Origin of the sequence: Shewanella sp. POL2, from assembly GCF_000282755.1 — a bacterium.
GTDB lineage: Bacteria > Pseudomonadota > Gammaproteobacteria > Enterobacterales > Shewanellaceae > Shewanella > Shewanella xiamenensis.
This window is the reverse complement of sequence record NZ_AKZL01000004.1, coordinates 30120-56156: the sequence shown is the minus strand read 5'-3', so window position 1 is coordinate 56156 and position 26037 is coordinate 30120. Positions and strand designations below refer to the sequence as shown.

24 protein-coding genes are annotated in these 26037 nt (G+C 45.7%); 16 read left to right on the top strand and 8 right to left on the bottom strand.

The features are described from left to right. Positions 1-29 precede the first annotated feature (29 nt). Complete coding sequence (locus SHEWPOL2_RS01875; protein ID WP_037425496.1) at positions 30-812, bottom strand: TetR/AcrR family transcriptional regulator; 783 nt, start codon at positions 810-812, stop codon at positions 30-32. A gap of 337 nt (positions 813-1149) precedes the next feature. Between SHEWPOL2_RS01875 and SHEWPOL2_RS01865 the strand changes: the two genes are divergently transcribed. From SHEWPOL2_RS01865 to SHEWPOL2_RS01845, 5 genes are all read left to right on the top strand, one after another. Then, a complete protein-coding gene (locus tag SHEWPOL2_RS01865; RefSeq protein ID WP_037425490.1) occupies positions 1150-2670 on the top strand; it encodes a flavocytochrome c in 1521 nt (506 codons plus the stop codon). Positions 2671-2673: 3 nt separating this feature from the next. Further along, positions 2674-3045 (top strand): cytochrome c3 family protein, encoded by a 372-nt coding sequence (locus tag SHEWPOL2_RS01860; protein WP_086023967.1) that lies wholly within the window; start codon positions 2674-2676, stop codon positions 3043-3045. 38 nt (positions 3046-3083) lie between these two features. Then, the gene (locus tag SHEWPOL2_RS01855) at positions 3084-4217 is read left to right on the top strand and encodes a membrane protein (RefSeq protein ID WP_037425559.1); all 1134 of its coding nucleotides are present in this window, start codon (positions 3084-3086) and stop codon (positions 4215-4217) included. 109 nt (positions 4218-4326) lie between these two features. Further along, positions 4327-5409 carry a hypothetical protein gene (locus tag SHEWPOL2_RS01850; RefSeq protein ID WP_037425487.1) on the top strand — a complete coding sequence of 361 codons (1083 nt, stop codon included), beginning with the start codon at positions 4327-4329 and terminating at the stop codon, positions 5407-5409. Positions 5410-5579: 170 nt separating this feature from the next. Then, positions 5580-6323: a cupin gene (locus SHEWPOL2_RS01845; RefSeq protein ID WP_037425485.1), complete on the top strand. Its 744-nt coding sequence runs from the start codon at positions 5580-5582 to the stop codon at positions 6321-6323. A 474-nt stretch (positions 6324-6797) separates the two neighbouring features. Here SHEWPOL2_RS01845 and SHEWPOL2_RS01840 read toward each other — a convergent pair whose 3' ends face one another. The 3 genes from SHEWPOL2_RS01840 to SHEWPOL2_RS01830 are packed head-to-tail and all read right to left on the bottom strand — an operon-like array spanning position 6798 to position 8588. After that, positions 6798-7118, bottom strand: a complete 321-nt coding sequence (locus SHEWPOL2_RS01840; protein WP_050991293.1) for a heavy metal-associated domain-containing protein — start codon at positions 7116-7118, stop codon at positions 6798-6800. Further along, complete coding sequence (locus tag SHEWPOL2_RS01835) at positions 7115-7432, bottom strand: membrane protein (protein ID WP_037416095.1); 318 nt, start codon at positions 7430-7432, stop codon at positions 7115-7117. Before SHEWPOL2_RS01835 ends, SHEWPOL2_RS01840 begins: the two co-directional genes overlap by 4 nt. Before the next feature lie 16 nt (positions 7433-7448). Beyond that, on the bottom strand, positions 7449-8588 hold the full coding sequence (locus SHEWPOL2_RS01830; protein ID WP_037425483.1) for a transglutaminase domain-containing protein: 1140 nt from the start codon (positions 8586-8588) through the stop codon (positions 7449-7451). A 458-nt stretch (positions 8589-9046) separates the two neighbouring features. Between SHEWPOL2_RS01830 and SHEWPOL2_RS01825 the strand changes: the two genes are divergently transcribed. The 6 genes from SHEWPOL2_RS01825 to SHEWPOL2_RS01800 all read left to right on the top strand — a co-directional run bounded on the left by SHEWPOL2_RS01825 (position 9047) and on the right by SHEWPOL2_RS01800 (position 15251). Then, positions 9047-10123, top strand: a complete 1077-nt coding sequence (locus SHEWPOL2_RS01825) for a hypothetical protein (protein ID WP_037425480.1) — start codon at positions 9047-9049, stop codon at positions 10121-10123. Positions 10124-10132: 9 nt separating this feature from the next. After that, positions 10133-10543: a phosphate ABC transporter substrate-binding protein gene (locus SHEWPOL2_RS01820; protein WP_037425478.1), complete on the top strand. Its 411-nt coding sequence runs from the start codon at positions 10133-10135 to the stop codon at positions 10541-10543. Between the two features lie 44 nt (positions 10544-10587). Further along, a complete protein-coding gene (locus SHEWPOL2_RS01815; RefSeq protein WP_037425476.1) occupies positions 10588-12207 on the top strand; it encodes a HAMP domain-containing methyl-accepting chemotaxis protein in 1620 nt (539 codons plus the stop codon). A gap of 641 nt (positions 12208-12848) precedes the next feature. Further along, positions 12849-13232, top strand: coding sequence for a RidA family protein (locus SHEWPOL2_RS01810; RefSeq protein ID WP_037425473.1), 384 nt, complete (start codon positions 12849-12851; stop codon positions 13230-13232). Positions 13233-13254: 22 nt separating this feature from the next. After that, positions 13255-14529, top strand: coding sequence for an L-serine ammonia-lyase, iron-sulfur-dependent, subunit alpha (locus tag SHEWPOL2_RS01805; protein ID WP_037415760.1), 1275 nt, complete (start codon positions 13255-13257; stop codon positions 14527-14529). Positions 14530-14570: 41 nt separating this feature from the next. Then, a complete protein-coding gene (locus tag SHEWPOL2_RS01800) occupies positions 14571-15251 on the top strand; it encodes a PAS domain-containing protein (RefSeq protein ID WP_037425470.1) in 681 nt (226 codons plus the stop codon). Positions 15252-15307: 56 nt separating this feature from the next. Here SHEWPOL2_RS01800 and SHEWPOL2_RS01795 read toward each other — a convergent pair whose 3' ends face one another. Then, positions 15308-16882, bottom strand: a complete 1575-nt coding sequence (locus SHEWPOL2_RS01795; RefSeq protein ID WP_037425467.1) for a hypothetical protein — start codon at positions 16880-16882, stop codon at positions 15308-15310. 203 nt (positions 16883-17085) lie between these two features. Beyond that, on the bottom strand, positions 17086-18000 hold the full coding sequence (locus SHEWPOL2_RS01790) for a DUF368 domain-containing protein (protein WP_037415751.1): 915 nt from the start codon (positions 17998-18000) through the stop codon (positions 17086-17088). Between the two features lie 237 nt (positions 18001-18237). On the opposite strand from SHEWPOL2_RS01790, the gene SHEWPOL2_RS01785 reads away from it, so the two are divergent. The 4 genes from SHEWPOL2_RS01785 to SHEWPOL2_RS01770 all read left to right on the top strand — a co-directional run bounded on the left by SHEWPOL2_RS01785 (position 18238) and on the right by SHEWPOL2_RS01770 (position 21056). After that, positions 18238-18729: a hotdog fold domain-containing protein gene (locus tag SHEWPOL2_RS01785; RefSeq protein ID WP_037425464.1), complete on the top strand. Its 492-nt coding sequence runs from the start codon at positions 18238-18240 to the stop codon at positions 18727-18729. Between the two features lie 111 nt (positions 18730-18840). Then, positions 18841-19278: a nucleoside deaminase gene (locus tag SHEWPOL2_RS01780; protein WP_037425462.1), complete on the top strand. Its 438-nt coding sequence runs from the start codon at positions 18841-18843 to the stop codon at positions 19276-19278. 135 nt (positions 19279-19413) lie between these two features. Next, positions 19414-20616 carry a DUF418 domain-containing protein gene (locus SHEWPOL2_RS01775; protein WP_037425460.1) on the top strand — a complete coding sequence of 401 codons (1203 nt, stop codon included), beginning with the start codon at positions 19414-19416 and terminating at the stop codon, positions 20614-20616. A gap of 11 nt (positions 20617-20627) precedes the next feature. Further along, on the top strand, positions 20628-21056 hold the full coding sequence (locus tag SHEWPOL2_RS01770; protein WP_181382075.1) for a DUF1294 domain-containing protein: 429 nt from the start codon (positions 20628-20630) through the stop codon (positions 21054-21056). A gap of 220 nt (positions 21057-21276) precedes the next feature. On the opposite strand, the gene SHEWPOL2_RS01765 is transcribed toward SHEWPOL2_RS01770, so the two are convergent. Further along, the gene (locus tag SHEWPOL2_RS01765) at positions 21277-22608 is read right to left on the bottom strand and encodes a short-chain fatty acid transporter (protein WP_037425455.1); all 1332 of its coding nucleotides are present in this window, start codon (positions 22606-22608) and stop codon (positions 21277-21279) included. A gap of 221 nt (positions 22609-22829) precedes the next feature. Here SHEWPOL2_RS01765 and SHEWPOL2_RS01760 point away from each other — a divergent pair, with 221 nt between their 5' ends. Then, positions 22830-23300, top strand: a complete 471-nt coding sequence (locus SHEWPOL2_RS01760; RefSeq protein WP_037425453.1) for an FKBP-type peptidyl-prolyl cis-trans isomerase — start codon at positions 22830-22832, stop codon at positions 23298-23300. A 66-nt stretch (positions 23301-23366) separates the two neighbouring features. Here the strand turns inward: SHEWPOL2_RS01760 and SHEWPOL2_RS01755 are convergent, their stop codons facing one another. Further along, positions 23367-25973: a glycosyl hydrolase family 18 protein gene (locus tag SHEWPOL2_RS01755; RefSeq protein WP_037425451.1), complete on the bottom strand. Its 2607-nt coding sequence runs from the start codon at positions 25971-25973 to the stop codon at positions 23367-23369. Between the last annotated feature and the right edge of the window lie 64 nt (positions 25974-26037).

The window sequence follows — 26037 nt, the reverse complement described above, 5'->3', positions numbered from 1 at the left end:
GTGGAATAAAACCCGAATTGCAGGACGCCCTAACCACACTGACGAGTACAGGGAGATAATGCCTTGGTGTCGGTATTTGATAGCGCGCTACAGGCTGCGCAGGTCATATGGTCACGATAATGTTGGTCAAAAAACTTGATGGTTCTGGCCTCTAACGAATCAAACAGCGCAAAGGTTAAAGGCGTTTTCCAATCGTATCGCGCCATCAGGTTTGCCAAATGTCGATAACAGGTTTCACGGCGATCAGATAAGAACTCAGGCGCAATCAATTGACTTTCAAATTGTGTCAGAGCTCCCGTTAGATAAAAGGTAATTCCTTGAACTAATTCTTTTATTTGTAATGGAGTGGCGACTAATTCACCATTCTCAACCGCTAAATGTAATGAGTCTGTAAACCAACTCCAAAAAGCATTAATACGTTTTTTAAAACGTTCAACTTTTTCATCACTCGCCAATTTCCAAACCATGGTATTTACCGACACCGAACGCAGCGTAAAAAAGCTACTACTGCGCTTAATGGTTTCAAAAGTAAATAATATCGGTAAAAGCACTTTCTCTTGTGCAGTTAACTCTGGATTCTTATGGATAAATATCGGTAAGTGATTTGATGTTGCACTTCTTAAAAATAAACAAACCAACACATCTTCTTTACGTTCAAAAAACTTATATAAAGTACCTGTAGAACATCCAACCTCATGTGCCAGCTGGGAAAACTTAAATGATACAATACCTTGTGATTCAATCAGCCTTTCAGCCGCATCCAATATTTGATTACAACGTAAAATAGAGAGTGAATCAGATGGACATTTCATTCATTTATTCCAACATACGTAAAAAGTACATTATGTGTTGCTAACAAATAATATTTATAGACAGTAAAGAGTTAATCGGGATAAAGGTCACATCCAAACCTTTTAAATACCAACCTTTGTGATTTACCTCAAACTTACATTTTATCAACAGCATACTTTCATAGATTAAATTATCTTCATCTCGTTCGTTATTAAAGCAATCTACTTCAAAGAAAAGATATTCACGAGATAACTCACGAATAAAATTGTCACTGAAAAAAAGTCGTGACTCACTTCTCCTTAGGCGCGGTTCATAACCTCTATCTTGCTGATAACTGACATAGAGGGTTAACAAAAAATGCATGATAGAAGAAGTTTTTTAAAGCTAGGTGCAGGCGCAGCGGTCGGTGGTATCGCAGCGGCACTACCAAGTGCAGCATCAGCCACTGAATGCGCCTCAAACATTAAATGGGATGAAACTCGCGATGTGATTGTGGTGGGTTCGGGTTTTGCGGGTCTGTCATCCGCACTAAATGCTAAGCGTCAAGGTCTAGGCTCGATACTGGTATTAGAAAAAATGCAGGTGATCGGGGGCAACTCGGCGATCAACGGTGGCTGGTTAGCTATCCCTAAAAACCCAATTCAATTAGCTCAAGGGATCAATGATGACTCACCCGAAGAGCTAGTGAAAGATCAAATCATTTCTGGCCGCGGTATGCAAAATACCGACATGCTGCGACAAATTGCCAATCGCGCCCTCGATGCCTACCAATTGTGTATCGACACTGGTGTCAAATTCCGCGAAGGCTTTAACCAACAAGTGGGTGGCCACAATAAAGCACGTGCTATCCGCACTCAGCACGGTGTCGGTGGCGATATCACCACTAAACTGTACGAAGCAGGTAAAAAAGAAGGCGTTGAATACCGTTTACAACACTATGTTGAAGACTTCATCATGGATGGCCAAGAGATTGTTGGCTTGAAAGTGCGTCAAAATTATCGCTTTCCGGATCTCAAAACCGGTAAAACGATCTACATCAAAGCCAATAAGGCCGTTATCCTTGCCCACGGTGGTTTCTCACGTAACTTAGCACTACGTGAGCTGGTCGACCCTGCATTAGATAAAACCTTAGATTGTACCAATGCCCTCGGCGCAACTGGCGAAGTCACACTAACAGCCATGGCACACGGTGCTTTCCCGGTTCATATGAGCTTTATTCAAACAGGTCACTGGGGCTCGCCCGATGAAGGCGGCTTTGGCTGGTCAAATGCTCTGCTCTCGATTGGTTTCCATAAAGGAATTTCAGTCAATGTGTTAGACGGTAAGCGTTTTATGAATGAACGCGCCGATAGAAAAACCTGCTCCGATGCCATTATGAAAAACCGTCATCCAGATGGCTCACCCGCCTATCCCGTGGTGTTTTTTAACCATGACGATCATGTTGGTGCAGAGGAAGTGACCCGCGCAGTGCGTGACCAAATCGCTTGGAAAGTCGATAGCCTTGAGCAATTAGCTAAGCAATTCAATATTCCAGTTGCACAGCTCAAACAAACCGTTGCCGAGTACAACAAACAAGTGCCCCAGCGCATTGACCCTTTATTTGGCCGCATGATGGATACGGCAGTTGAGCTTAAAGCGCCGTTTATTGTGTCGCGTATTTGGCCAAAAGTGCACTACTGCATGGGCGGCTTAAAAACCGATTTAGGTGCGCGAGTCATACACAGCCAGTCACTGACCTCCATCAAAAAGCTCTATGCCGTCGGCGAAGCGACAGGCGGAACTCACGGTGGAACCCGTTTAAGTTCAACAGCTTGTCTAGAGTGCTTAACGATGGGAATTATCGTTGCTGAAACCATCAAATCTGACATGCAGGCCTAAATCATGATGAAAACATTACTACTCACACTCGTTGTTGCAACTCTGTTCACTGGCGCAGCCAATGCAGGAGACCTCGTCAAGATGAAAGGCAGCACCCAAGGCAGAACCAACCACGAATTTATCTACCAAGATGGTTGTAAAGGGTGTCACCAAGGTTCGGGTAAACAAAATGCCACCGATGCGGCCTGCGTTGAATGTCATGGCGAAATTACCAGTATTGCGGTGGATGAGTCCAAGCTTGCCATCCCTGAAGCCCATCCACACAAATCACTGCACTACAACCAAGGTGCCAGCTGCTTAGCCTGTCACAGCGAGCATGAGAAAAAGGCGCCAGTGTGCGCTGAATGCCACCGAACTTGGTTCAAAGAAATGTAATTTAATTTTTATAATACAAAAACTTAAGAAAGGTAATGATGATGAAAAAATCCACCCGGTTTATGTTGTCCATGGTGGCAACCGCTATCGCACTATCTCAAACTAACGCCTTTGCCGCAGAGCAAGAAGATGGCATCAATGTTGGCGGCGCCGTGCGCGTTAACTATGGCTATCGCGATTATGATGAAAAATCGAAGGATAAAGGCGGCGACTTTAACTTCGACATGGCCGCGATTAAATTTGATGGTAAAAAAGGCGATTTCGGTTTAGCGGCGGAATACCGTTTTACCTCAGGCACTAACTACATCAAGTATGGTTATGGCTACTACAACATTGATCCAGACTGGCAACTGCAATTTGGTATCAACAAAGTGCCCTTTGGTAACCGCGAGTTTATCTCTAACAGTTGGTGGTTTGGTCTGCCTTACTATTTAGGCTTTGAAGATGACCATGACATCGGCTTAAAAGCGACCTATGAGAAAAACGGCTGGCACACGGATTTAGCGTTTTATAAAAACGCCGAATACGGCCCAACCGAAAACAAGCGTTATTCAACTGACTTGTATACCGGCACCATCAATGGCACTGAATACAACAACGAAGAAACCAACCAACTCAACGTGCGCCAAACCTACACCGCCGAATACGAAGGTGGCGCAACCACTTTTGGTGGCTCAGTACAGGTCGGCCAAATCTACAACAGCAAAACCGGTAATAATGGCGACCGCTATGCTGTCGCACTGCATGTAGACAGCAGCTACAACGGCTGGAACCTACAAATGCAAGCCATGCAGTATGAATACAATGCTGCAGATGCTATCGACGACAACAAAATTGGCGTATCGGTGGTGAGCTGGCAGTACGAAATCGCCTCAAAAGGCCAAGCCTATAACATCAACATTGCCAAAACGGTTAACACAGATTGGGGCAGCATTAAGTTTTATAACGACTTTGGTTTAATGACGCCTGATGTTGATGACGATAGCTACGACAACAGCATGCAAAACGTCACCGGTATGGCGATTTCTGCAGGCCCAACTTACACCATGATTGACTTTGTCATGGGTAAAAACATGACCTTCTCGACCGCCAATAACGACCACGTTGGCCTACCAGAAGTCGGTAACGATTGGGATAAACGTATCAACATCAACTTTGGTTACTACTTCTAATATTTGCGCAGTTTAGAACGTCCCTCCTCCCTGCCGTTTTAGACTGCTATACCTTTTTTTGCCCTATTCGTTAGGGCTTTTTTTATGTTTTTTTCTTATAGAGTGAACGATGAAACTACAATATTTACCTAGACTTGCTGTTTATTTTATCTGTTCATCCTCACTATATGCCGCCGATGTGCAATTAGGCGGCTTTATTAAGGCCAACACTCGCTTTGTTGAAGGAAATCTAGCCTTTCAAGACAGTTGGACAGGTGGAGGCAAGGTTGTCGAGCACAGCAAACGCACCCAATTTGGCGCCCAAGAAAGCCGCTTTAATTTGACACTTAACACCGATGAGGCCAAAGCCTTTGCCGAAATCGATTTTGTTGGCTCCAGCCAAGGAAATCCGATTATCTCCAACTCCTACAGTCCACGGCTTAGGCATGCCTATATCAGTTATCAAGGCATCACCGCCGGGCAAACCTGGTCAACCTTAGTCAATACCAGTACCTTTGCCGAAACAGCCGATTTAGGTGGGCCATTAGTTGGACAAGCCATGGTAAGACAAGCACTTATCCGCTATAGCACCGAAGAATGGCAATTCGCCCTCGAAAATCCCTACACCTACGGCACCCAAGCCCAAACGGATGGACTAACCAGCGTTACAGCAGCCAAACCAAACTGGATTGATACCAGCCATGACTACATCCCAGATATGATTGCCCGCTACAACCAATCCGGCGATTGGGGCAATGTGTCTCTCTCAGGCTTAGTGCGTTATTTAGATCCAGCGGGCACATCGCAATGGGCTGGCGGGCTCTCCCTTGCCGCCAAACTCTTTACCTTTGGCCAAGATGATCTGCGCCTGCAATTGCACTACGGCCACCTAGGTCGTTATGTCGGCACCGACGCTGCGCGCGATATTATTGAAGGAGAATTAGAAACCTCGACATCCGCCATGTTTGCCTACCGCCACTTTTGGACTGACTACACCCGCTCGACACTCTTTTTTGGTCATACTCGCACAGAGAGAGAACAAACGGATCGCAGCCACGTTGGTGTGAATTTGTTTACCAATTTAACCCAAGCACTCACCCTAGGTATTGAAGTGGGCCGCTATCAAATTGAAGATAACAACAGCTCAGCCCATCCCTATGCGCAGCAGGGAATGGCCAACTATGCCCAGCTCAGCATGCAATTGCAGCTGTAAAGCGGCTCAGACGGTAAGATTATTCGCGAGTAGAGTCACGAATAAGTTTGCCACTCAAAATATGCCGTGATCCAATTCACCTTTACCATCAACCAATCACTTTATTGTTAGTCACGTAACAACATAACCAACACAATATCGCCACTAAGCGATGCAAAAATAGGATTGGAATGATGAAATTAAAAATGCTTTTTGGATTAGCCGCACTAACGTCTACAGCGGTTATGGCTCAAGGCCCACAATGTAACCATGCGCAACTGCCCTATCAACAAATGACGCCAGTGCCGTACGACAGCACACCCTATGTGCCGCAAAACACCATGCCAGAGCAGTGCAGTAACCCAGAAATCGAGGCCTACATTGCTGATTGGGAAGCAGGCAAAATCGACTTTAACACCATCAAACCCAATGACAGCATTGCCGCAGACCAACGTTTTTGTAAAACCTTGGATGACCACGGTAACGTACTCGAAGCCAAAAACTGCGATCCTAAAAACTCACCAGTGGGTTATATCTGGAAAGAACTCTCAGACAGCCCAATGGTTATCGGTATCACCAATGGTTTGAAATCAGACCATGAGCCACATTTCCATGGTCAACCAGAGTGTTACTACGTGGTCAACGGCACCAGTAAAACACTGGCAAACAATAAATTTGAAACCTTAGCAAAAGGTCAGTACTTCTATATTCCTGGTGCCCATATTCACAACACCCCAATCCTCAATAAAGAAGGTTTAGGTGTATTTTACTGGTATCCAAACAACGCCCACTTTGATGGATTTAAATACTACTGGCGTAAAGATGTGAAAAACCTACGCGTGGCCGAAGAAGCCTTCGACCGTGTAGATGCCATCCGCAAACGCGACTTAGATTTAGGCCCATACGGCACCAACGAAGCCTTCTTCAAAAAATGATTTAAAAATTAGTCAAAAATGATTTAAAAAACTGAAGTAAAACGCTTCAAAAAAGGGGTTAACACTCACCTGTTAACCCCTTGTTATTAGCCCGCCAGCGCGATAGTTAACATCTGCAATCCCTAATAAAACTCGTCAACCCAAGCTGTGCGCCTTAATATAAAGCCGCTTAAATGACTTAACTTATTAGGAAATACGCAAAATGGACTTAATATTAACTGTAGCAAGAGCAATCTGAATCGTTTTAATAAAAACCACAACACCACCAGATAAAGCAAGATACGGGGGATAACCAGTATTTGCTCCGCGTTGTTAGAAAAACAGCGCCGAATAAATATGAGTTGCACGCCCAAAATCCAGCCTATCAAACGATGTTAGCCACGAACTCAATGAAAACCTTTGCGCGCTTAAAAGCCATTCTAGACAGCCAAGAGTAGCCTGTACTAGCGATTCACTCGAACGGCTAAAAGCTTCTCAACTCTGCTTTTCAACCTTGTTGATGCTGCCTTTGTATCCGGTGGCATCAACAGCTTTTAGCAGATTGTCGAGGTTATAATCCTCAGCAACTGTCACTACCGCTTGCTCAGTTTTCAAATTAGCTTTGGCCTTAATCACGCCATCGGTTTTGCGCAAGGCTTGATTGACGACGGTGACGCACAATGGGCAAGTCATGCCTTTAACATCGAGTGTGACCAACAGATTGTCTGCCCTAGTGAAGGGCGTAAATCCCAATGATGTGATAACTAATAGGGTCGATAGTGTGGAAAATCCTGTGATACGTGATAGTGGCTTCATTCAAACACCTCAAGCAACCAAGGTAAAACAAAGGGATACAGCTGAAAGGCCAGCACAATCGGCACGCTAAGCCAGTAAATGAGTAACATTTGCCCTCGGCTAAACTTGCCGGTGCAAAGCGGCTTTTTGGCAAAGTACAAACGCCAAAATCCAAGCAAGATAAGCCCGGTTGACAGGATCAACATAGGCACTTGTAACCAACCTAAACTCGATAACCCCGACAGCCCCGCGGCAGAGACGCCAAACACTAAATAGATTAAGGGCGCAATACAACAAAGGCTGGAGGCGATCGCCGCAATCACTGCGGCGGTCATGGTGGCTAACAGCTGTTTAACGCTGTTCGCTTGACTGGTAGTCATAGGCAAATACTTTTGGCTCATAGTAATTGACAGGGTCGCCATCCACTTCAGCGTAAGGGTAACCAAAATTGTTGAGTGGAGTCTGCTCTGCGGCGGGGAATAAGTCAAAGTCACGGCCATAGTTAAAGCCTACCCAATTCATTTCCCAGTTACCAAATAGGTAGTCATTCACCGCTTGCACTGCAGGGTCGTTATGTTCTTTATTCTCGGTGAGGCGCATTTTAGTCACATCCGCAGGATCGGCGGGTAACCAGCCATAACCAGCAAGATAAAACATGGCACGGCAATGTTGGCCACCAGTGACATCAGCAACCCCTTTTTCATCAGCACTGCCAAAGGCTTTTTTAGAGTATTTCCCCATCTTGATCGCTTGGCCTAAACGAATACCAAACATCTCACGGGCGGGCACACCCACTGCGCGCATCAGCGCCACAAACACTGAGTTGATATCAGTGCATTTTCCACCGAGTTTGCCACTTTCAAGAATCGCGGCCACATCACCATTACCGCAACCTATCACACTGTTATCACGGTACATATTGGCACTCACCCAGTTATAAATGAGTTGTGCTTGTTTGAGTGGTTCGGTCTCTTTACCCACAATCTTATCGGCGGTCTGCTTCACGATACCGTCCACTGGCATATGCTTGGTTGGCTTAAGGTAGATAGCGACTTCAGCAGGATACTCAGGTTTTACTGGCGCGCGATAATGGCTTAACTCGCCGCTTTTAAGGGGTTCCCAATCTTGGGTTTCTATCACTAATTCTAATGTTAAGGTCATTTTACCTTTAGCATCGGGCCAAGTCGCAAACAGGGTTTTGGCGCCATAATGGTTATTAGCACTGATATAAGCATCTTGATAAGTGCCGCTAAAGTTAAGTTTTTCAACCTGTTGAAAGGCCGTGTTTTCGGGTAGCGGCACCCATAACTTCACCACACCGGATGAGCCTTCTGGCGCGACTAATTGATAGGTATTGGTTAAGGTAAAACGGCGACGGCCGCAGGCTTTATCGACCATTGAACTGGCTTGGGTCGACGCCGCCAACACTGGCATCACGGTTCCCGCTGCCGACAAAATCGCTGCACCTTTCAAAAAATCACGCCTTTGCATTAGACATTCCTTATATGGATAAGTATTAGAAAAAAAGAGACCACTAAAGTACTTGATAGCGATTATAGAAAGTCCCATCTGCACCTCAATAGTGTCGTGGATGGGAATGGGATCGATGTACCAAAAACCCCTTAAAGAGCACATAAATGCAAGAATAGTTAAGATAAGTGGGACATTTTGTCGCAAAGGTATTGAGTTTAGCGGTCGGTCAATTCAGTACTCTTAAAAACGTTGTCACACATTACTTATCCATGTTTGGCTCGACAGCCTCTTAACTGATGCATGGTCAAAATGACTAAACACCAAATAAATCAAAATCAAAGTAAAAAAGCCCTGAAGCTCTGCCGGAAAATGAAACTTAGACGTGATTGTTGCAAAATTGTTCCAAAAATAATGGTAAAAAACCACATTCATTCTAGGCTTAAAAATGCACATACCTTACAAAAGTAGGTTTATCTATGAAACATAAACTGTTATTCAGTCTCTGTTCTCTCTTACTTGCCACCAGTGTCCAAGCCGAAGTGAATATTTCAGGTTTTGCCTCAGTGGTTGCGGGTAGAGTAATAGATGGCACTGGCGTTGCAGAGTTTGACCTTGGCCCAACCTTCCTAGCTGATTATCCACTCGTGGGCGCATACGATGAAGATATCAGCTTTAAACCCGACACACTTTTTGGTATTCAATTTTCAGCCGATTTACTTGAAGGATTATCCGCCACTGCTCAGGTGGTTTCCCGAGGTGCCGATGACTTTTCAGCCGATTTTGAGTGGGCCTATTTATCCTACGAATTAAATGAACACTGGACGGTACAAGGCGGTAAAAAAAGACTGCCACTCTATTATTACAGTGACTTTTTCGACGTGGGATATGCCTATCCTTGGATCCGTCCACCAGCAGATAACTACACATGGCAAGTCTTTAACTACACGGGTGTCAGCGCATTATATAACTATTTAATGGGTGAATGGACTATGTCAGGACAGGTCTATTACGGAAGTGAAGATAGTGACCCCAATAAATTACTTTCTGATTTCTTCTTCCTAGAGAACACCCGTGAAGTTTGGAAAGATATTGGCGGCATCGTAGTACAATTTAACCGTGATTGGTTAGATATTCGTTTAACCCATATGCAATATACCAATGAACGTTATATTGGCGGCGTACAACAAGAATGGAACGGCAATAAACAAAGAACAGGCAAATTTTACGGCCTATCTGTAAATATTGACTATAACAATTTCTTATTTTTATCTGAGCTGAATCGCTTAGATCTCGATGGTAGTAATCTAGATACTTATCTGGTCACATTGGGATACCGCATTAATTCAGTTATGCCTTTCGTCTCATATTCTGACTTTGATGATGGTGAAGGTGGGGAAGTTCATCACACTACATCTGCGGGAATTCGCTGGGATTTCCATCCCTCAGCAGCCTTTAAAATTCAATACGATGATGTAAAAGATGAAGGCGGCCCAGGCATGAAGGTCGCGGGAGACTCGCAATCCATCAGCCTCGGCGTTGACTTGGTATTTTAGGAGAGAGACATGAAAAAATTACTTTGCTCAATCCTACTTAGCTTAGTATCAATGCCCATTTGGGCAGGCGTGGTGGTAATTGTTCATCCGAGCAATGGCGATACTATTGATCAAAAAGCGATAGAAAACATTTATCTAGGAAAAACAAAAACCTTCCCTAACGGTGCCTCCGCTGTTCCAGTGAATTTGGACAGTGCCGTACCATTAAGGGAAACCTTTGACTCAAAAGTCTTAGGTAAATCATCGAGTCAACTCAAATCCTATTGGTCACAAAAAGTATTTACCGGTAAAGGAACACCGCCCAAAGAAGTCACTAGTGGGGCAGAAATGATTAAACTTGTTTCTTCAAACCCCAATATTATTGGCTATATTGATAGTAGTGAGGCCAATGATTCGGTCAAAGTGGTTGCCGAATTTTAAGTTGGTGTGCCGGAGTATACTCCGGCACCTTTTGGGGGCTGATAATGAATTTTTTTAACAACGTTTCTATTTTTAAAAAAGTTGGCGCAATTTTTATTTTAGCTGTCGTTATATTCACATTAAATTTAAGCATTAGTGTTATTTCAATTAATAAAAATCGCGCAACGCTTAATTATATGGAGCAACAAGTTTATCAAAGAGTAGAGTTAGCCAATCAAAACGTATTTTTTGTGCAACGACTCGATGAACTTTATACCCAATCGGTTTCCTTTGCAGATGAAGATTTATTGACCAACGCGGAAAATATGTACGAGTCAGTTCGTAAGAATCTACAACAGCTTGATAGCGTTGATCCCTCGCAGGCAAATCAGTTAAACGGCTTATCTAATAAACTCACCCGCTACAATGACATGACGCTAAAGCTAGCTAAAGGCATGCTGGCTGGGACTATCGATATGGTAAATATTGGCCAAATCAGCCAAGAAAAGTCTCAAGCCTTTGAAGCGGTTCTCAATGAGGTACAAGCCTACAAACAGAGTAAAATCATTGAGTTTAAACAAGCGATCAAAGAAGCCGCAGACAGATCGGAGCAAAGCTTGTGGCTAACGGTGTCCTCTGGTATTGCATTACTTATCGTGATGTTTATTGTAACCATTGCAATTGCTCGCTCGATTAGCTCCGCCGCCCATAGCGTTGCCCGCTCGCTTGAAGAACTCGCTGATGGCAAAGGGGATTTAAATCATCAACTCACTGTTTCTGGCACTGATGAGTTAGGCCAAGTCTCCAGCAACTTCAATCGTTTTCTAAGATTACTTGCCGATTCCATCCTCCAAGTAGTGAACGTAACAGACCCGCTGTTAGAGAGTTCACATTCGTTAAAACAGCGGATGGAAGATGCGACTAAAGCGACTCAGCAACAGAGTCAAGATGCGAGTACAGTGCAAGTTTCAATGGAGGATATGCGTCATTCCGTGATTGAAATATCGCAAAATGCTCGACAAGCCGCCAGTGCCGCCCAAGTTGCCGAAAAAGAAGCCATGCAAGGCATGAATGTGGTGCAACGAACCATAGATATCTCCCAAGATCTCAACAAAGGAATCCAAGTTGCTTCAAATTCTATCAATGAGTTAGCTAGAGATACTGAAAATGTCACCTCGATTTTAAATGTGATTACCTCGATTGCAGAACAAACCAATCTGTTAGCGCTAAACGCCGCGATTGAGGCCGCACGTGCGGGTGAACAAGGCCGAGGTTTCGCGGTCGTCGCCGATGAGGTGCGCGCCCTAGCCTCTAAAACCGCCGATGCAACTACTGAAATCCGTCAAGTATTACAAAATCTTAAAACCGCCGCGGTTTCTTCCGTCAATACCATGAATGCCGCCTTAACCAAATCCTCAGAAAATGAAACCAATGCGAAAAATACTGGCCTCGCCTTAAAATCAATCCAAGAGCAAATCGTCAGTATTAATGGAATGAACACGAATATTGCTTCTGCAACCGAAGAACAAGCTTCTGTCGCCTCTCTCGTTGTAAATAATGTGGTTAGTATGAATGCTTCCTTTGACGAAACCTTACAGATTTTGTCACAGGTGCGAAATGTGTCAGAAGGCTTAGTCGATTTTGCCGATGAACTGAAGAATGCGACTTCGCAGTTTAAGCTTTAGCTTGATTCACACACCTTCAAACAAATTTTGAGGGTGTGCTCATTTCTCGGGCGTATGGTATGTTTCGAGATTAAATGTTGTTCGTTATGGCAAGATCGTGAAACAAGGAATAACGCCTAGTTATTCTACTTCAATGTCGAGCAGCTCTTATGACAAAAAGTAAGAGTAAGCGTTTGCCAGAAAACCCCAAGCTCAGATAAATATATATCAAACAGCTTATTGCAATGATAACTACGTTCAATGGACTTGCAATAAGCTCACGATTACCGCGTAAACTCACCTTGTAGTATTCAACTAAATTTGGCAACAGTTTTAGAATCTAGCCAAAATCTTCGCTCGGATTCATTTGGGCTTAATCCTATTAATCCTATTAATCCTATTAACCCTATTAACCCTATTAACCAGAGTTAAAGCTAACAAGGGTATTACCGAGTCATAAAACCGCTATCTAATGCAAATTCATTTGAGTCAAAGCCAAGTTGAGTGTTTCCAATAGCAGCCATCACAAAACATAACAATCTGATATAGCTAAATAAAAAACACAAAAACTTTCTAAGGATACAAAAATATTTGCAATAACGATTGCTCTATCGCCAAAAAATGCAAATAATGTTGCAAATTTAGACTTTGGTGATTCAATCATGAAAAGCATTATTCACGCAGAACTCGCGCCTCTGGCCATTGGCCCTTATTCCCACGGCACTCGCTATAACAACCTTATTTTTACCTCAGGACAACTGCCAGTATGCAAAGACAAAGGTGGCGTGGTTGATGGCGGCATCAGCGAGCAATCGGTGCAATGCCTTGAGAATCTAAAATACGTGCTCGAAGCTGGCGGTGGCAGCATTGAAACCGTACTTAAAACCACTTGTTACTTAAGCGAAATCAGTGATTTTGCCGCTTTTAACGAAGTTTATAAAACCTATTTTAAAACCGACTGCCCAGCGCGCAGCTGTTTTGCGGTGAAGGAACTCCCACTGGGTGTCAAAGTGGAAATCGAAGCCATCGCCCACGTTAACGATTAAGCATCTGTAAGGTTGTAGCCCGATGAAACCCCAATGGCAGCAGTATATTCACATCATCAACCAAGTTGTTAAACCTGCTTTAGGCTGCACAGAGCCGATTGCCGCAGCTTACGCGGCGGCGGTTGCTCGCACATTGTTGACTGGTGATCCAGACGCAATTGCAGTGCAGGTCTCTGATAATCTGTATAAAAACTCAATGGGTGTCTATGTGCCTGGAACAGGTAAAATAGGTCTTGCAATTGCCGCCGCCACTGGCGCACTTGCGGGCAATGCCGATGCGGGCTTAGAAGTCCTTGCCAGCGTCACCCCAGAGCAAGTGGCGCAAGCACAAACCCTTATTGATGCGGGTAAAGTAAAAGTCGAGCGTACCGCGACCGATGAATTTATCTATTGCTGTGTGACATTAACCGCGGGTGAACAAGAGGCCATGGTGAAAATCTGCGGCGGCCATACTTTAATAGCCGAAAAGCGCCTAAATGGTGAGTTAGTATTTACCGCCGATAATGCCCAAGCCAAGGCTACAGGCTCAATCTGCGACGGCGTCGATATCAATATTGAATCGATTTACCACTTCGCCCAAGAAGTCCCCTTCGAAGAAATCCAATTTATCCTTAAAGCCTCTGAGTTAAATAGCAAATTATCCGATGAAGGTATGTCCAAACCCTATGGGTTAGAAGTCGGCCGCACCATGAAAAACGGTATTGCCGCGGGGATTATTGGCGAAGACCTACTCAATAAAATTGTGATGCTAACTGCGGCAGCTTCCGATGCGCGTATGGGCGGCGCTAATCTGCCCGCCATGAGCAATTTAGGCAGTGGTAACCAAGGGATTGCGGCCACGATTCCGGTAGTGATCACCGCTCAGTGTTATAAAGTCAGTGAAGAAAAACTGGCGCGCGCACTCATCATGAGCCACTTAGGGGCGATTTATATTAAGTCACACTACCCGCCATTATCGGCATTTTGTGGCAATACGGTCACCAGCGCCGCCGCCTCTATGGCGATGGTGTATTTAGCAGGCGGCAGTTTCGAGCAATCCTGCTTTGCGATTCAAAATGTTATCAGCGACAGCTCGGGTATGGTCTGTGATGGTGCGAAAGCCTCCTGCGCTATGAAGGTCAGTACCTCATCGAGTGCGGCGGTGCGCTCCTTCTTAATGGCGCTCAACAGCCAAAACGTTTCTGGGCAAGGCATCATTGCCAAAGATGTTGAGAAGACCATCAAAAACATTGGCAGAATGGTCCTTAATGGTATGTCATCAACGGATGTCACCATTATTAACATCATGTCAGAGTAAGACGGTTATTCCTGATAGGCTTCTGAATAAAGGCTAACATGATGAAATTACATGACTTAACCCAAAGCGATCTGGATATACTCAAGTCGATCGAAAATATCGTCGATGGGATTGCCGCCATGTATGGCCAGCATACAGAGGTAGTGCTGCACAGCTTAGATGCTAAGCATCCTTCGGTGGTTAAAATTGCCAATGGTCATATAACCGGGCGAGAAGTTGGCGCGCCGATTACCAATCTTGCGATACAAAAACTAAAATCGGGACAAGATATTTCTAACGCTTACCTGACAAAATGTGCCAACGGTAAAACACTCAGATCAACCACCACCATTATCCGCAATAGCAAAGATCAACCGATTGGATTGCTCTGTATCAACACGGATATGGATGCCCCATTGCAATCAGTCCTGCGCTCTATGATGCCAGAACAACTGTTTAGCAATGAGCAGACCCATTCACCCGAAGTATTCGCACGCAATATTGATGAGGCGCTACATAGTGCGATTGACAGTGTGAATCACGAAGTTCGTGCTAACGCTGCGATTTCACCTTCGCAAAAAAGTCGCGAAATCGTCAATCAACTCCATGAATTAGGGATTTTTGAACTCAAAGACAGCGCCCAAGTAGCCGCTACTCGGTTGGGGATTTCAGTGCATTCCATTTACCGCTATTTGCGTGAAATCAAAGCCAATCAAGCTGAAAACGACAAAGCCTCAGCCTAAAATAAAGGGCTAAGATCTAATAACCTTAGCCCTTGCGTTTTAGTATTTTGCGCTCATTATTGCGAGGCTTGTCCGCTCAAGCCCATCATATTCCATGCCTGTACCGTGCCATCGGCCATTAACGCAATGGCATCAAACAAATTGCTTCGAATCTCACGCATTTGACTCAAATCAATGGCTTGCTTATCTAAGGTCATCGCAGGCTCTTCACCCATCCATACAGCAATGGAACCATCTTGGCGTTTAACCGTAAACCCAAAGCCTGTCGGGAAAATATCCGATGCTTGAGTGATTTGAGTTTTAGGTCCAGAGTGACCATCAACCACAGTGCCATCCTGTTTTAAAAAGGCAAACTCCCGCTCATAGGTCACCACCTTGTCCACCTGCGGGATTTCTTGATAACGTGGTTGATGCTGTCCCAAGTCCCAACCTTCCCAAGCAACGGCTGTATTATCCCGACGTAGCGCGACAAATCCCTCATCAAAGGGATAAACCTTATCAATGTTTTGCAACTTTTCCTGTATGACTGACGTATCGGCACCATTGAATTTACTGCCCCATACGTACAGTTGACGACTGATGGTTAGAGCGGCAAACGCACCACGATTTGCATAAATATCAATCACTTTATTAGCGCGACTTGTGGTAGATAAACGCGCTGGAAACGCGGCATGATACTCAGTCAATTCGCCCTCACCCCACGAATATACGCTGCCATCAGCCAGCAGTGCCGCAAACCCATGATCGGTGTTAACAACTTTCACAGCAGGCGCTAATTGGCTAAGTTTGGCTAATTGCTCACGGCCTTTTTGCTCATCGCTGGGCCCGCCCCAAGACACTAATTTCCCTGTCGCTGTCCTCGCGGTAAAGGCATTATCATTAGCATAGAGCAAATCGACATGGGTAAGTTCAGAGGCTACGTGACGACTATCGCCGCCATAATCGGCGCCCCCCCAAGTGACTACAGTTCCATCTTGCTTTAAGGCAGCAAAGGCACCTTTGTTAATCAACACTGTGTCAATATTGGTCATAGCAGGCGCGGCATATTGCCCCGAGATCCGTTCGGCAGGCGTTGAATCCAAGTTAGACCAACTCACTACACTGCCATCTTGTTTGATGGCCGCATACAGCACCTCTCCCAACACAAAAGAACGAACACCTGTCAGCACTTGCTTCATCGCCATTCCCCAAGGAATAAGCTTTCCGTCATGGGTTAAGGCCGCAAAACCACAGCTATCCTCTGCCGCATATAGGTGTTTTACATTGACTAGAGGCTCGGCGGCATTATTGATATCGCCGCCACAGTCAGGCTCGCCCCATGCCACCACAGTGCCATCTTGCTTGAGCGCCGCAAATGCACTGAGATTACTGTAGATTTGACTCACTTGGGCTAACTGAGCGGGCATCGGGATTTTGGGCGAATCGTCAACAAGCTCAAGGTTGTTCGGGGTGGAAGTGACAACATTATTCACGGCGGTTGATGGCCGATGAGCTAAGATCGTGTCAGAAATTTGCTGCTTTAATTCAGGTGATATCTCAGAATCTTGTTTATCAATGAGTAAGTTAACTACATGACCTAAGGCAAAAATTGCTAGCGCCACACCAACCCAGGGAACCTGTTTTTTTTCCACAACTATATCCTTATCGTAACGACAAACTCTCACTGAGTTTAAACGGATGCACAACATCGATGGCTGAGCACTCACTATAATGGGGCGATTGTAACTAAAGAACGAGCAAAATGACATTGCCCTAAAGTCGAGATATTCCATCGACCTTAAAACAGAAAAGCAGCGATATTCGCTGCTTTTATTCACATCATCCACAGAATTAGCTAATCCCGCTTACCAACCTTTTCTAAGCCCCACACTAAGGCAATCGCCGCTAACATGCACACAATAGCAAACAAGAGTTGTGAGGGCTGGCCAGTCACTTGCTCAAAATTAAGTGGCGAAATATTTTGTTCCAGCAAAGGCACTTGCTCGCCATGGGAGTTGGTCTGCCAGGTTAAAGTTTGTTTCCAAGGCCAAATTTTGCCTAAGGTACCAAGCATCAATCCGGTTAAAAACACGATAGTGGCATCATGGTATTTACGTAGCAGCGCCGACAATAAATGGCTAAATGTCAGTAACCCCATTACGGCCCCCACAGCAAAACACGCCAAAATATCGAGTTGAATATTTTTCGCCGCTGCGAGTACTACAGGATATAAACCAAGCAATAATAAGATAAAACTGCCCGAAATCCCGGGTAACACCATGGCACAAATCGCAATCGCACCGCCAAAGAAGATATTTAAGTAACTGGCTTCCACCGACACAGGATTAAGCACAGTAATTGCCCAAGCAGCTAACACGCCGAGCACGAATAAACCTAAGCGTGCCAGCGTAAAGCCGCTCACCTGCTTGAGCATATGCACCACAGAAATAATGATTAAGCCAAAGAAGAATGACCAAATCGGAATGGGATGCGCCACCAGCAACCACGAAATCAGCTTAGCGAAGCTAAAAATACTGGTCAGGATCCCCGCCAATAAACTCACTAAAAATCCGCCATTGATATGTATAAAAGCGCCTTTTAGCCCCTGCGACTTAATCACACCCCAAAGGGATGGATTGATGCGCTTAACGCTTTCAAGCAAGGTATCAAGAATGCCAGTAATGAAGGCGATGGTGCCGCCCGAAACCCCTGGCACCACATCGGCGGCGCCCATGGCCATGCCCTTAAAATAGGTCAGCAAATATTTCAATGTAAGTCCTTGTTGCTAAATCAATATGTGGTGTCATTGATGACAAATTTGTCGTGATTATACGGTGTTAGCCTAAAAACAGCGAAATGAAGTTTACTTAATTCAGCCGACTGGCAATTATTGTTACCTCAATGTTACACTCATCCGACCAGAAAAAGATAACCGCGCCACTAAGACCTCACATCATCATTGGCCAAAGATTATCCCCCTTAGTTTGCACTCCAATGAAGGATAAACATGAGTACTCACGAAGAAACCCGTACCAAACCGAACAAGGTGCTTGCGCTTTACCACAAGACCCAAGGGTTACCCTTTGGCCAAAAAATCTTCTCAATGATGGTGTCACGTATGGCGCCTTATTTTGGCACCATCAAACCACTGATCACTGAATTGCGCCTTAACTACTGTTCATGTTTTATAAAAAAACGTCATGCTGTTCATAACCATATAAAAACGGTGCACGTGATTGCGATTTGTAATGGCCTAGAAATGGCAATGGGCGTGATGGCCGAAGCCTCGATACCCGCCCATTTACGCTGGATCCCTAAGGGCATGAGTGTGGATTACACCGCCAAAGCGGGCAGCGATATTTTGTGTGTAGCTGAAGTCACGCCAGAGCAATGGGCCCCCGGCGATATGCTGGTGCCTGTAACCGCCTACGACACTCAAGGAGTCGTGGTCGTGAAGGGACATATCAAATTATGGATTTCAGAAAAGCCGCAAAAATAAGTTAACGCCACCGAGCCAAGGTTAATCGTCAAGCAAGATAACAAGTTAAGTTGTCTTGCCCAAACCTTACGGACTGCTATGCTAAGCAAAACAATCTAACAGGGGGACAACATGGATGAATTTTTACAGGCCGCCATTGATGAAGCCAAACAAGGATTAGCCGAAGGCGGTATCCCCATTGGCTCAGTATTAGTGATTGACGGTAAAATTGTCGCCCGCGGGCATAATAAACGCGTGCAGCAAGGCAGCGCCGTGTTACACGCTGAGATGGATTGCCTCGAAAACGCTGGCAGATTGACCGCCGCCGATTATCAAAAGGCCACGCTCTATTCAACCCTCTCCCCCTGCGATATGTGCAGTGGCGCAATTTTACTCTACGGCATCCCTAAGGTAGTGGTCGGTGAAAATGTCGCTTTTCAAGGGCCGGAAGCCTATGTTCAGTCCCGCGGAGTCGACGTGACAGTGGTGGACAATCCCGAGTGTAAACAACTGATGCGCGATTTTATCGCCGCCAAGCCACAGCTATGGAACGAAGATATTGGTGAATAGCAACGCTGTTTGTAGCACTTATCGAATGGCTCAGCAGTGATATACCTTAAGCACCAGTTCGGCGAAGGCCTCGTACCATAAAATTGAACGGAGCTGGGCTCCGACTCGGTTTACCCCATTTCGTGTAGAGAAAGGATGCCTACTATCAAACCTATCACTCAAGCTGCTAAAGATCCTTGGGCAAATCCCTCAAAGGCGAATCACACTCACGATCACTCGATCCCAAGTACTCGCAATGCCAACCTCGATGCGATTCGGGGCTTAGCCGTCTTGGGGATATTTTTTATGAATATCTATTTTATGGGGATAAGTTTTTATGGCTATGCGCCCCATCAAATCCCCTTACTTTCAGACCAAATCCTCCAAAGCATTAGCAATTTCTTTATTGAAGGGCGCTTTATCAGCCTATTTTCTATCCTTTTTGGTGTTGGGCTTTATATTCAATTTCAGCGATTTAGCAACAAGGGCTTGGCCGCTTATTCGCTGCTAAGCTCACGCTTGAAATGGTTAATTGTCTTTGGCCTGCTCCACGGCATTATTATCTGGCCCGGTGATATTTTACTGACCTATGGGATCAGCGGTTTTTTAGCACTTTGTTACCGAGATGCCAGCATCGACGAGTTAAAACGTAAGGCCAATATTTTTATTTTCATTGCCTTAGTGATGATCAGCTTAATAGCGCTTAGCGGCAGTGACGAACTGTTTACCCGCGAATCAGTGCTTTTTGCCGAGCAATACAGCGCTTGGACATCGAGTTACCCCAACCAACTGCTGCTGCATTTAATTCAAGTTGGCTATATGGCGCTCGTGATCCCTTTTACCTTAATGTGGTTTACGGTAGGCTTAATGTTGCAGGGGATGGCACTCTATCAACAGGGCATCTTTGAACAGGGTTTTGACCGTAACACCTTACTCAAACTCGCTTTAGCCACCTTAGTGTTATCCTCCATGGATACCCTATTAGGCTTAACCGAAAACCCCATACTGGTGATGTTTTCAGACATTCTAGTTATGCTGAGTGCTATCCCGATGGCGCTGATTTATATCCATATAATGGTTTATATCTGCCAAAACCGCTCGACCGTGCTAAAGCCACTGCAAAATGTCGGCAAACTCGCCTTTAGCCTTTATATTCTGCAATCTATCGTTGGCGTGTTTATCTTTCGCCACTTTGCCCCTGAGTTACTGTTAACCCTCAATAGAGGCGGTTATATGGCAATAGCCTTGGGTTATTCGCTACTGCAATTGCTGCTTGCGAGTGTATATTTACGCTACTTTAAGCAAGGGCCGCTCGAAAAACTCTGGCGCCACCTCGCCTTTAAATCCATTCGTCCCTAGCACCAGAACAAATGAACAACAAAAAAACGACTCACACCCGCTCGCCCCGCGCCTCAAAGCCGAGAGTGATTCACAGCAAGGCGAGTTCGATGCCATTGTTATTAGCACTGGCCTTTCTCGCCATGCTAATTAGTGCGGCTTGGTGGCATATGCTGCCAGTCGCGATTGCTGGTTTATATCTGGCGCTGAGTGTATGCACTTTTATCACCTACACCGTTGATAAATCAGCCGCTAAAAGAGGTAAATGGCGCACCAAAGAAAGTACTTTGCACCTGATGTCGCTGATGGGCGGCTGGCCCGGCGCACTGTTTGCCCAGCACCTTCTACGCCATAAATCAGTAAAAACGGCCTTTCGTAAACTGTTTTGGCTAACGGTAGTAACCAACTTGGCCTTGCTGGGTTATGGGCTCCAAACCGGAGTGATGGATAGATTGATTTAAAGCGCGCATCTCCAATCAACCTGAATCCCCAATCAATCTGAAGATACGAATGTCAGCATGCCTACAAGTTGTAGAGCCCTTAGGGACGCTAATTCAAGGCTCATACATAACAAAATGTCGGCCACATTTGGAATTAACACAATACGGAAGTCGCAATGAAAAAATTAGCCCCGTTAACCGTTAATTCTTTTAACGGGGAAATTTATAGCTATATCAGTACTTAAAACCAGCTTAGGGCGATACTGATAATGACTCCTGTGATAATCAACTGCATTAAACAGAATCCCATGATATCCCGCGCCTTTAATCCGGCGATGGCCAGCACAGGCAGAGCCCAGAAAGGCTGAATAAGATTGGTCCACGCATCACCCCAAGCCACCGCCATAGCAACACGTGCCACATCGGCGCCCAAGGCTTCGGCGGCTGGCAACATAATCGGCGCCTGCACCGCCCATTGTCCGCCCCCCGAAGGCACAAAAATGTTCACAATGCCTGCGCTGATAAAGCTCCAAAATGGCAGGCTTTCAGCGCTGGCAATGGCTACAAATCCTTCGGAGATACTTTGGGCTAAACCCGATTGCATCATCACCGCCATAATGCCTGCGTAGAAGGGGAATTGAATCACAATGCCCGCGCCGCCTTTAATCGCTTCGTTAAGACTCAGCAATAAACTGCGTGGCGTTTGATGCAACACTATGGCAAGGAACAAAAATAAAAAGTTAACTAAATTAAGGTTTAAGCTGCCGCCCTGCACTGCAAAGTAATAGCCTAAATACACCAGCCCTGCGCCGCCCACACTCCAGCCCAGTAAACGGCTATTTTCTAATGTATCTGCGGGACGAGTGATAGCGTTTGACGCATGCGCTGTGTTGCTCTCTTCACTGCTAACATCTTCAAGCGCCTTAGGGTCGATATAAATGCTGTCTTTTTCTTCTGGCAACATAAAACGGTTTACCAGTGGCATCACCACAAATAAAACCAACACTAACAGCAAGTTAAAACTGGCAAAAATGGTCTCACTGGTAGGGATAATGCCAATTTGTGATTCTGAGAAATGCCCTGCTGTTGCTATGGTTAACGGAATAGACCCCGCCAAGCCGCCGTGCCAAACCACAAAACCAGAGTAAGCACTAGCAACCAATAAACGGTAATCCACTCGTACCTTACGGGCCAACGCCTTGGCAAATAACGCGCCGACTACCAAACCAAAACCCCAGTTAATCCAACTGGCAGCCAGAGAAACCAGCGTCACTAAGATAATCGCCTGCGGCGCAGACTTAGCCAAGCCGGCGATGGCATCGAGCAATTTTTTTATCGGTGGTGAGCTGGCAAGCATAAATCCAGCCACCAGCACTAACAGCATCTGCATCGAAAAACTCAGCAGTGCCCAAAAACCATCGCCCCAGTAGCTGATGACGTCCATGGGTGTTTTTTGCTCGGCCACCACGGCCGATATCATCACGACCAACGTGAGGAGTAAGACAAAAATATAGGGATCGGGTAAATAACGGTCGACCAGCTTGACCAGCGGTTTTGCCGCTTTGGTTAACATAGGACTGTCCTTGTTTATTCTTTTTATCTGTTTTTATTGAGTTTTTGCAGCGTCTAATGCCACAGATTAAGCGATATCTAAAGCGGGATAAAGCCTTTGGGTACTTTTAAAGCGTGATAAAATGTAACGCGAAGCATCCACTGCTGCGAACGAGATCATCGCTAGCCTCACACGCTAAAAAACTGATAACATGACCAAAATTGACTGAGGTACTCTTTAAAATGAAAATGTTACTTGCCGTTGTTGTGATTGCTGGGGTGATTTTTTACTTCTTTACCTCGATGAACAACCAAAAAGCAGCGCAGGAAAATATCCGTTTAGGTAATGAATTTTTAGCGCAAAACAAAACCAAAGAAGATGTGGTTACCACAGCTTCAGGTTTGCAATATAAAGTGTTAAATCAAGGCTCAGGCACTGTTCATCCTAAGGCGAGTGATACAGTGACTGTGCATTACCACGGCACTTTGATCGACGGTACCGTATTTGATAGCTCGGTCGAGCGCGGTGAGCCCATTGCCTTCCCGTTGGATCGGGTGATTAAAGGTTGGACCGAAGGCGTGCAACTGATGGTTGAAGGCGATAAGTATCGCTTCTTTATTCCAAGTGAGCTTGCCTACGGCAATCGTAGCACAGGCAAAATTGGTGGTGGTTCGGTACTGATTTTTGATGTTGAACTGTTGAAGATAAATTAGTTTCCATATTAAAAACAAAGCCCTGCATTGCAGGGCTTTGTTTTATTTAAGCGTTATTAATATCCCTTACGGGCACGCTGCTGCACCTATATCAGTCCAAACGGACGCGACACCGGGCACATCTCCCTTAGTCCACCATTTTGCCTGCCACTTGCGACCTTTATAGTTAGTGGTCGCGCCGCCGTTGTAGGCTACGCCCGCATCCCAACCTAACTCAACCTGACTCAACAATTGCCATTGATCGGCGGTTCTTGAGGGCGTATTGCCTTGAGTCCAGTATTTGGCCTTCCACACCAATTGATTATGACTAACGGTATTGCCCGTGTTGTAAATACTGGTCGCATTCCAAACGGGATAATTTGCCGCGTTGGGGTCGGTAGCATCACATTGCCCCCCCGTCACCTTAGGCGTTACAGTTAAGGTCAAGGTAGCACTGGTATCTAACGCACCATCAGAAACTAATACACTCACACTATACTGAGTCGATTGAGAAACACTCGGCGCCGTGATCACAAGGGTGGCACTGTTTTGTCCGCTCGCCGCAAGGCTGCTTGGCACTGTCCATGCGTAGGTGAGGCTATCGCCATCTGCGTCGGTCGCAGTCGCATTGATACTCACCGATTGCCCTGCTTCAACTGTCACGCTCGCAGGCACATTCACCACAGGCGCTTGATTAGGTGTATCTGCCTTATGGGTAATGGTCACAGTATCCGTTGAGGATAAACCTTCAGGGTCAGTCACTTGCAAGCTAAACACATACACGACATCGGACTGCGTCGCTGACAACAGCACCGAGGCATTCGCTAAATCTGCGTTGCTAATCACTAAACTTGGGCCTGAAACCTGTGTCCATTGATAACCTAAAACTGCGTTTTCAGGGTCACGCGAACCACTGCCGTTAAGTTGTACATCCACTGCGCCTGTGACAGCCACATCTGCGCCCGCATTTGCGATAGGTGATCTATTCGCTGGCGGAGTGGTTCCCTCGCCATGGCCTAAACCTTCGTGCATGGCATTGAGAATATCGCCATTATCGGCATCCAATTCCCACGCAAACACCCCACCTAACTGATTTGCCAGCACATACTGACCTTTGGCTTTCACCGAACGCGCATCGTCGAAAGTGATTAAGTCACCTGTAGATGCATTAAAGACAGAAGGCGCTTCTGCGGTTTCGTCATAGGCATAACTCCAACCAGCCCCCATGTAATCCTTGGCAATTTGGCGATAATCAACCACTCCGGCTTCCCAAGTGCCTTTGACTTTACCCGTCGCCGTGCCAGTGAATGGATTGTTACCACTATAGCCACTCACGCCAGTCCAGCCTCTACCATACATGGCCGCACCAACCACAATCTTACCTGGCGTGACACCTTGCGAGAGCAATGCTTTAACACCATTATCTGTGGTATAGCGAGTATTTGGATCCCAGCTTGCCTCGTAGAGATTGGTTTGATGGCCGAGTTCAGTATTAGTCCAGCCACCGTTAAAGTCATAACTCATCAGGAAGATATAATCCATATACTGCTGTGCAGCCTGATAATCAACTTTCGCAATCTTGTCATCGCCCGCACTGATAGCAGAGGTAAGTTCATAGGTGCGTCCGGTTTCAGCACTCAACTCATCGAGCATTGCCCTTAATTCGCGCATTAAAATGACATAGGTTTGACCATCATTGGCGTTACCTAAGCTTGGATTTGCGCCGCTGCCGCCGGGGAATTCCCAATCAATATCCACACCATCAAAGAACTTCCAAGTATGTAAAAACTCTTTCACCGAAGCCACAAAGGTATCGCGCTTGGTTTTATCCCCTAAAAAGTAGAAGGGATCAGAGAGCGTCCAGCCACCAACGGACGGGAGGATCTTCAAATCGGGATAGGCTTGCTTTAATGCCATCAATTGGCCGAAGTTGCCTTTGTAGGGATCGGAGTAATCACTCACACCCGCCTGCGGCATTTGCACCGCCGCCCAAGGGTCGTGAATCGCCACTTTAAAATCAGCACGGCCAGCACAGGCACGCTGTAATGCCTCAAAGCTACCCTCAATTTCTTTTAAACTATCATTGATACCATTGCCACCACAAATCGGGGTAAAGCCATATAAAATATGGGTTAAGTTTTGCGCGGGGATCTTATCGACAGGGAATTTCCGCTCATAAACGCCCCACTCTACGAAATACCCCCCGACCACTTTGCCCGATTTATTCGCGTAGGGACGATTGTTTTCCTTTAAAGGCGCATTCAGTGGGACTAGATGGCTGCCATCAGTATCAGCAACGAGGATTTCTTTAGCATCGCTTTTTGTACAACCGTCACTGTTACACAGTTGCACTTGCATCTGATAACGACCACCTTTACTCACCTTAAAATTTGCGGTTCCAGAAACACCTGATGGCCCTTCCCACACAGGGCTGCCATTGAGTAAAACCTGAGCTTTATCACCTACATTGCCATTCCACAGATTCCAACTTACCGACACATCGGCGGCATCTTTAACCGTCACTAATTGGTTATAGGCTGAGGCGGCTTGATTCACCTCGATAATGGCAAACTTGGTTTCCCCCCAACCTAAGGTCGGTTTACCGGGGAGCGCTGCAAAGGCTTGGAAACTGGCCGCGGATGCCAGCACCGAGGCCACTAGCATCGCCGAAGTGGAGATTTGAGTCTTAAACATGAGATTTCCCTATTGAGTAAGTTATGCATCAATAAGGCAAACAAAGCGTAGACAGGAAACAACA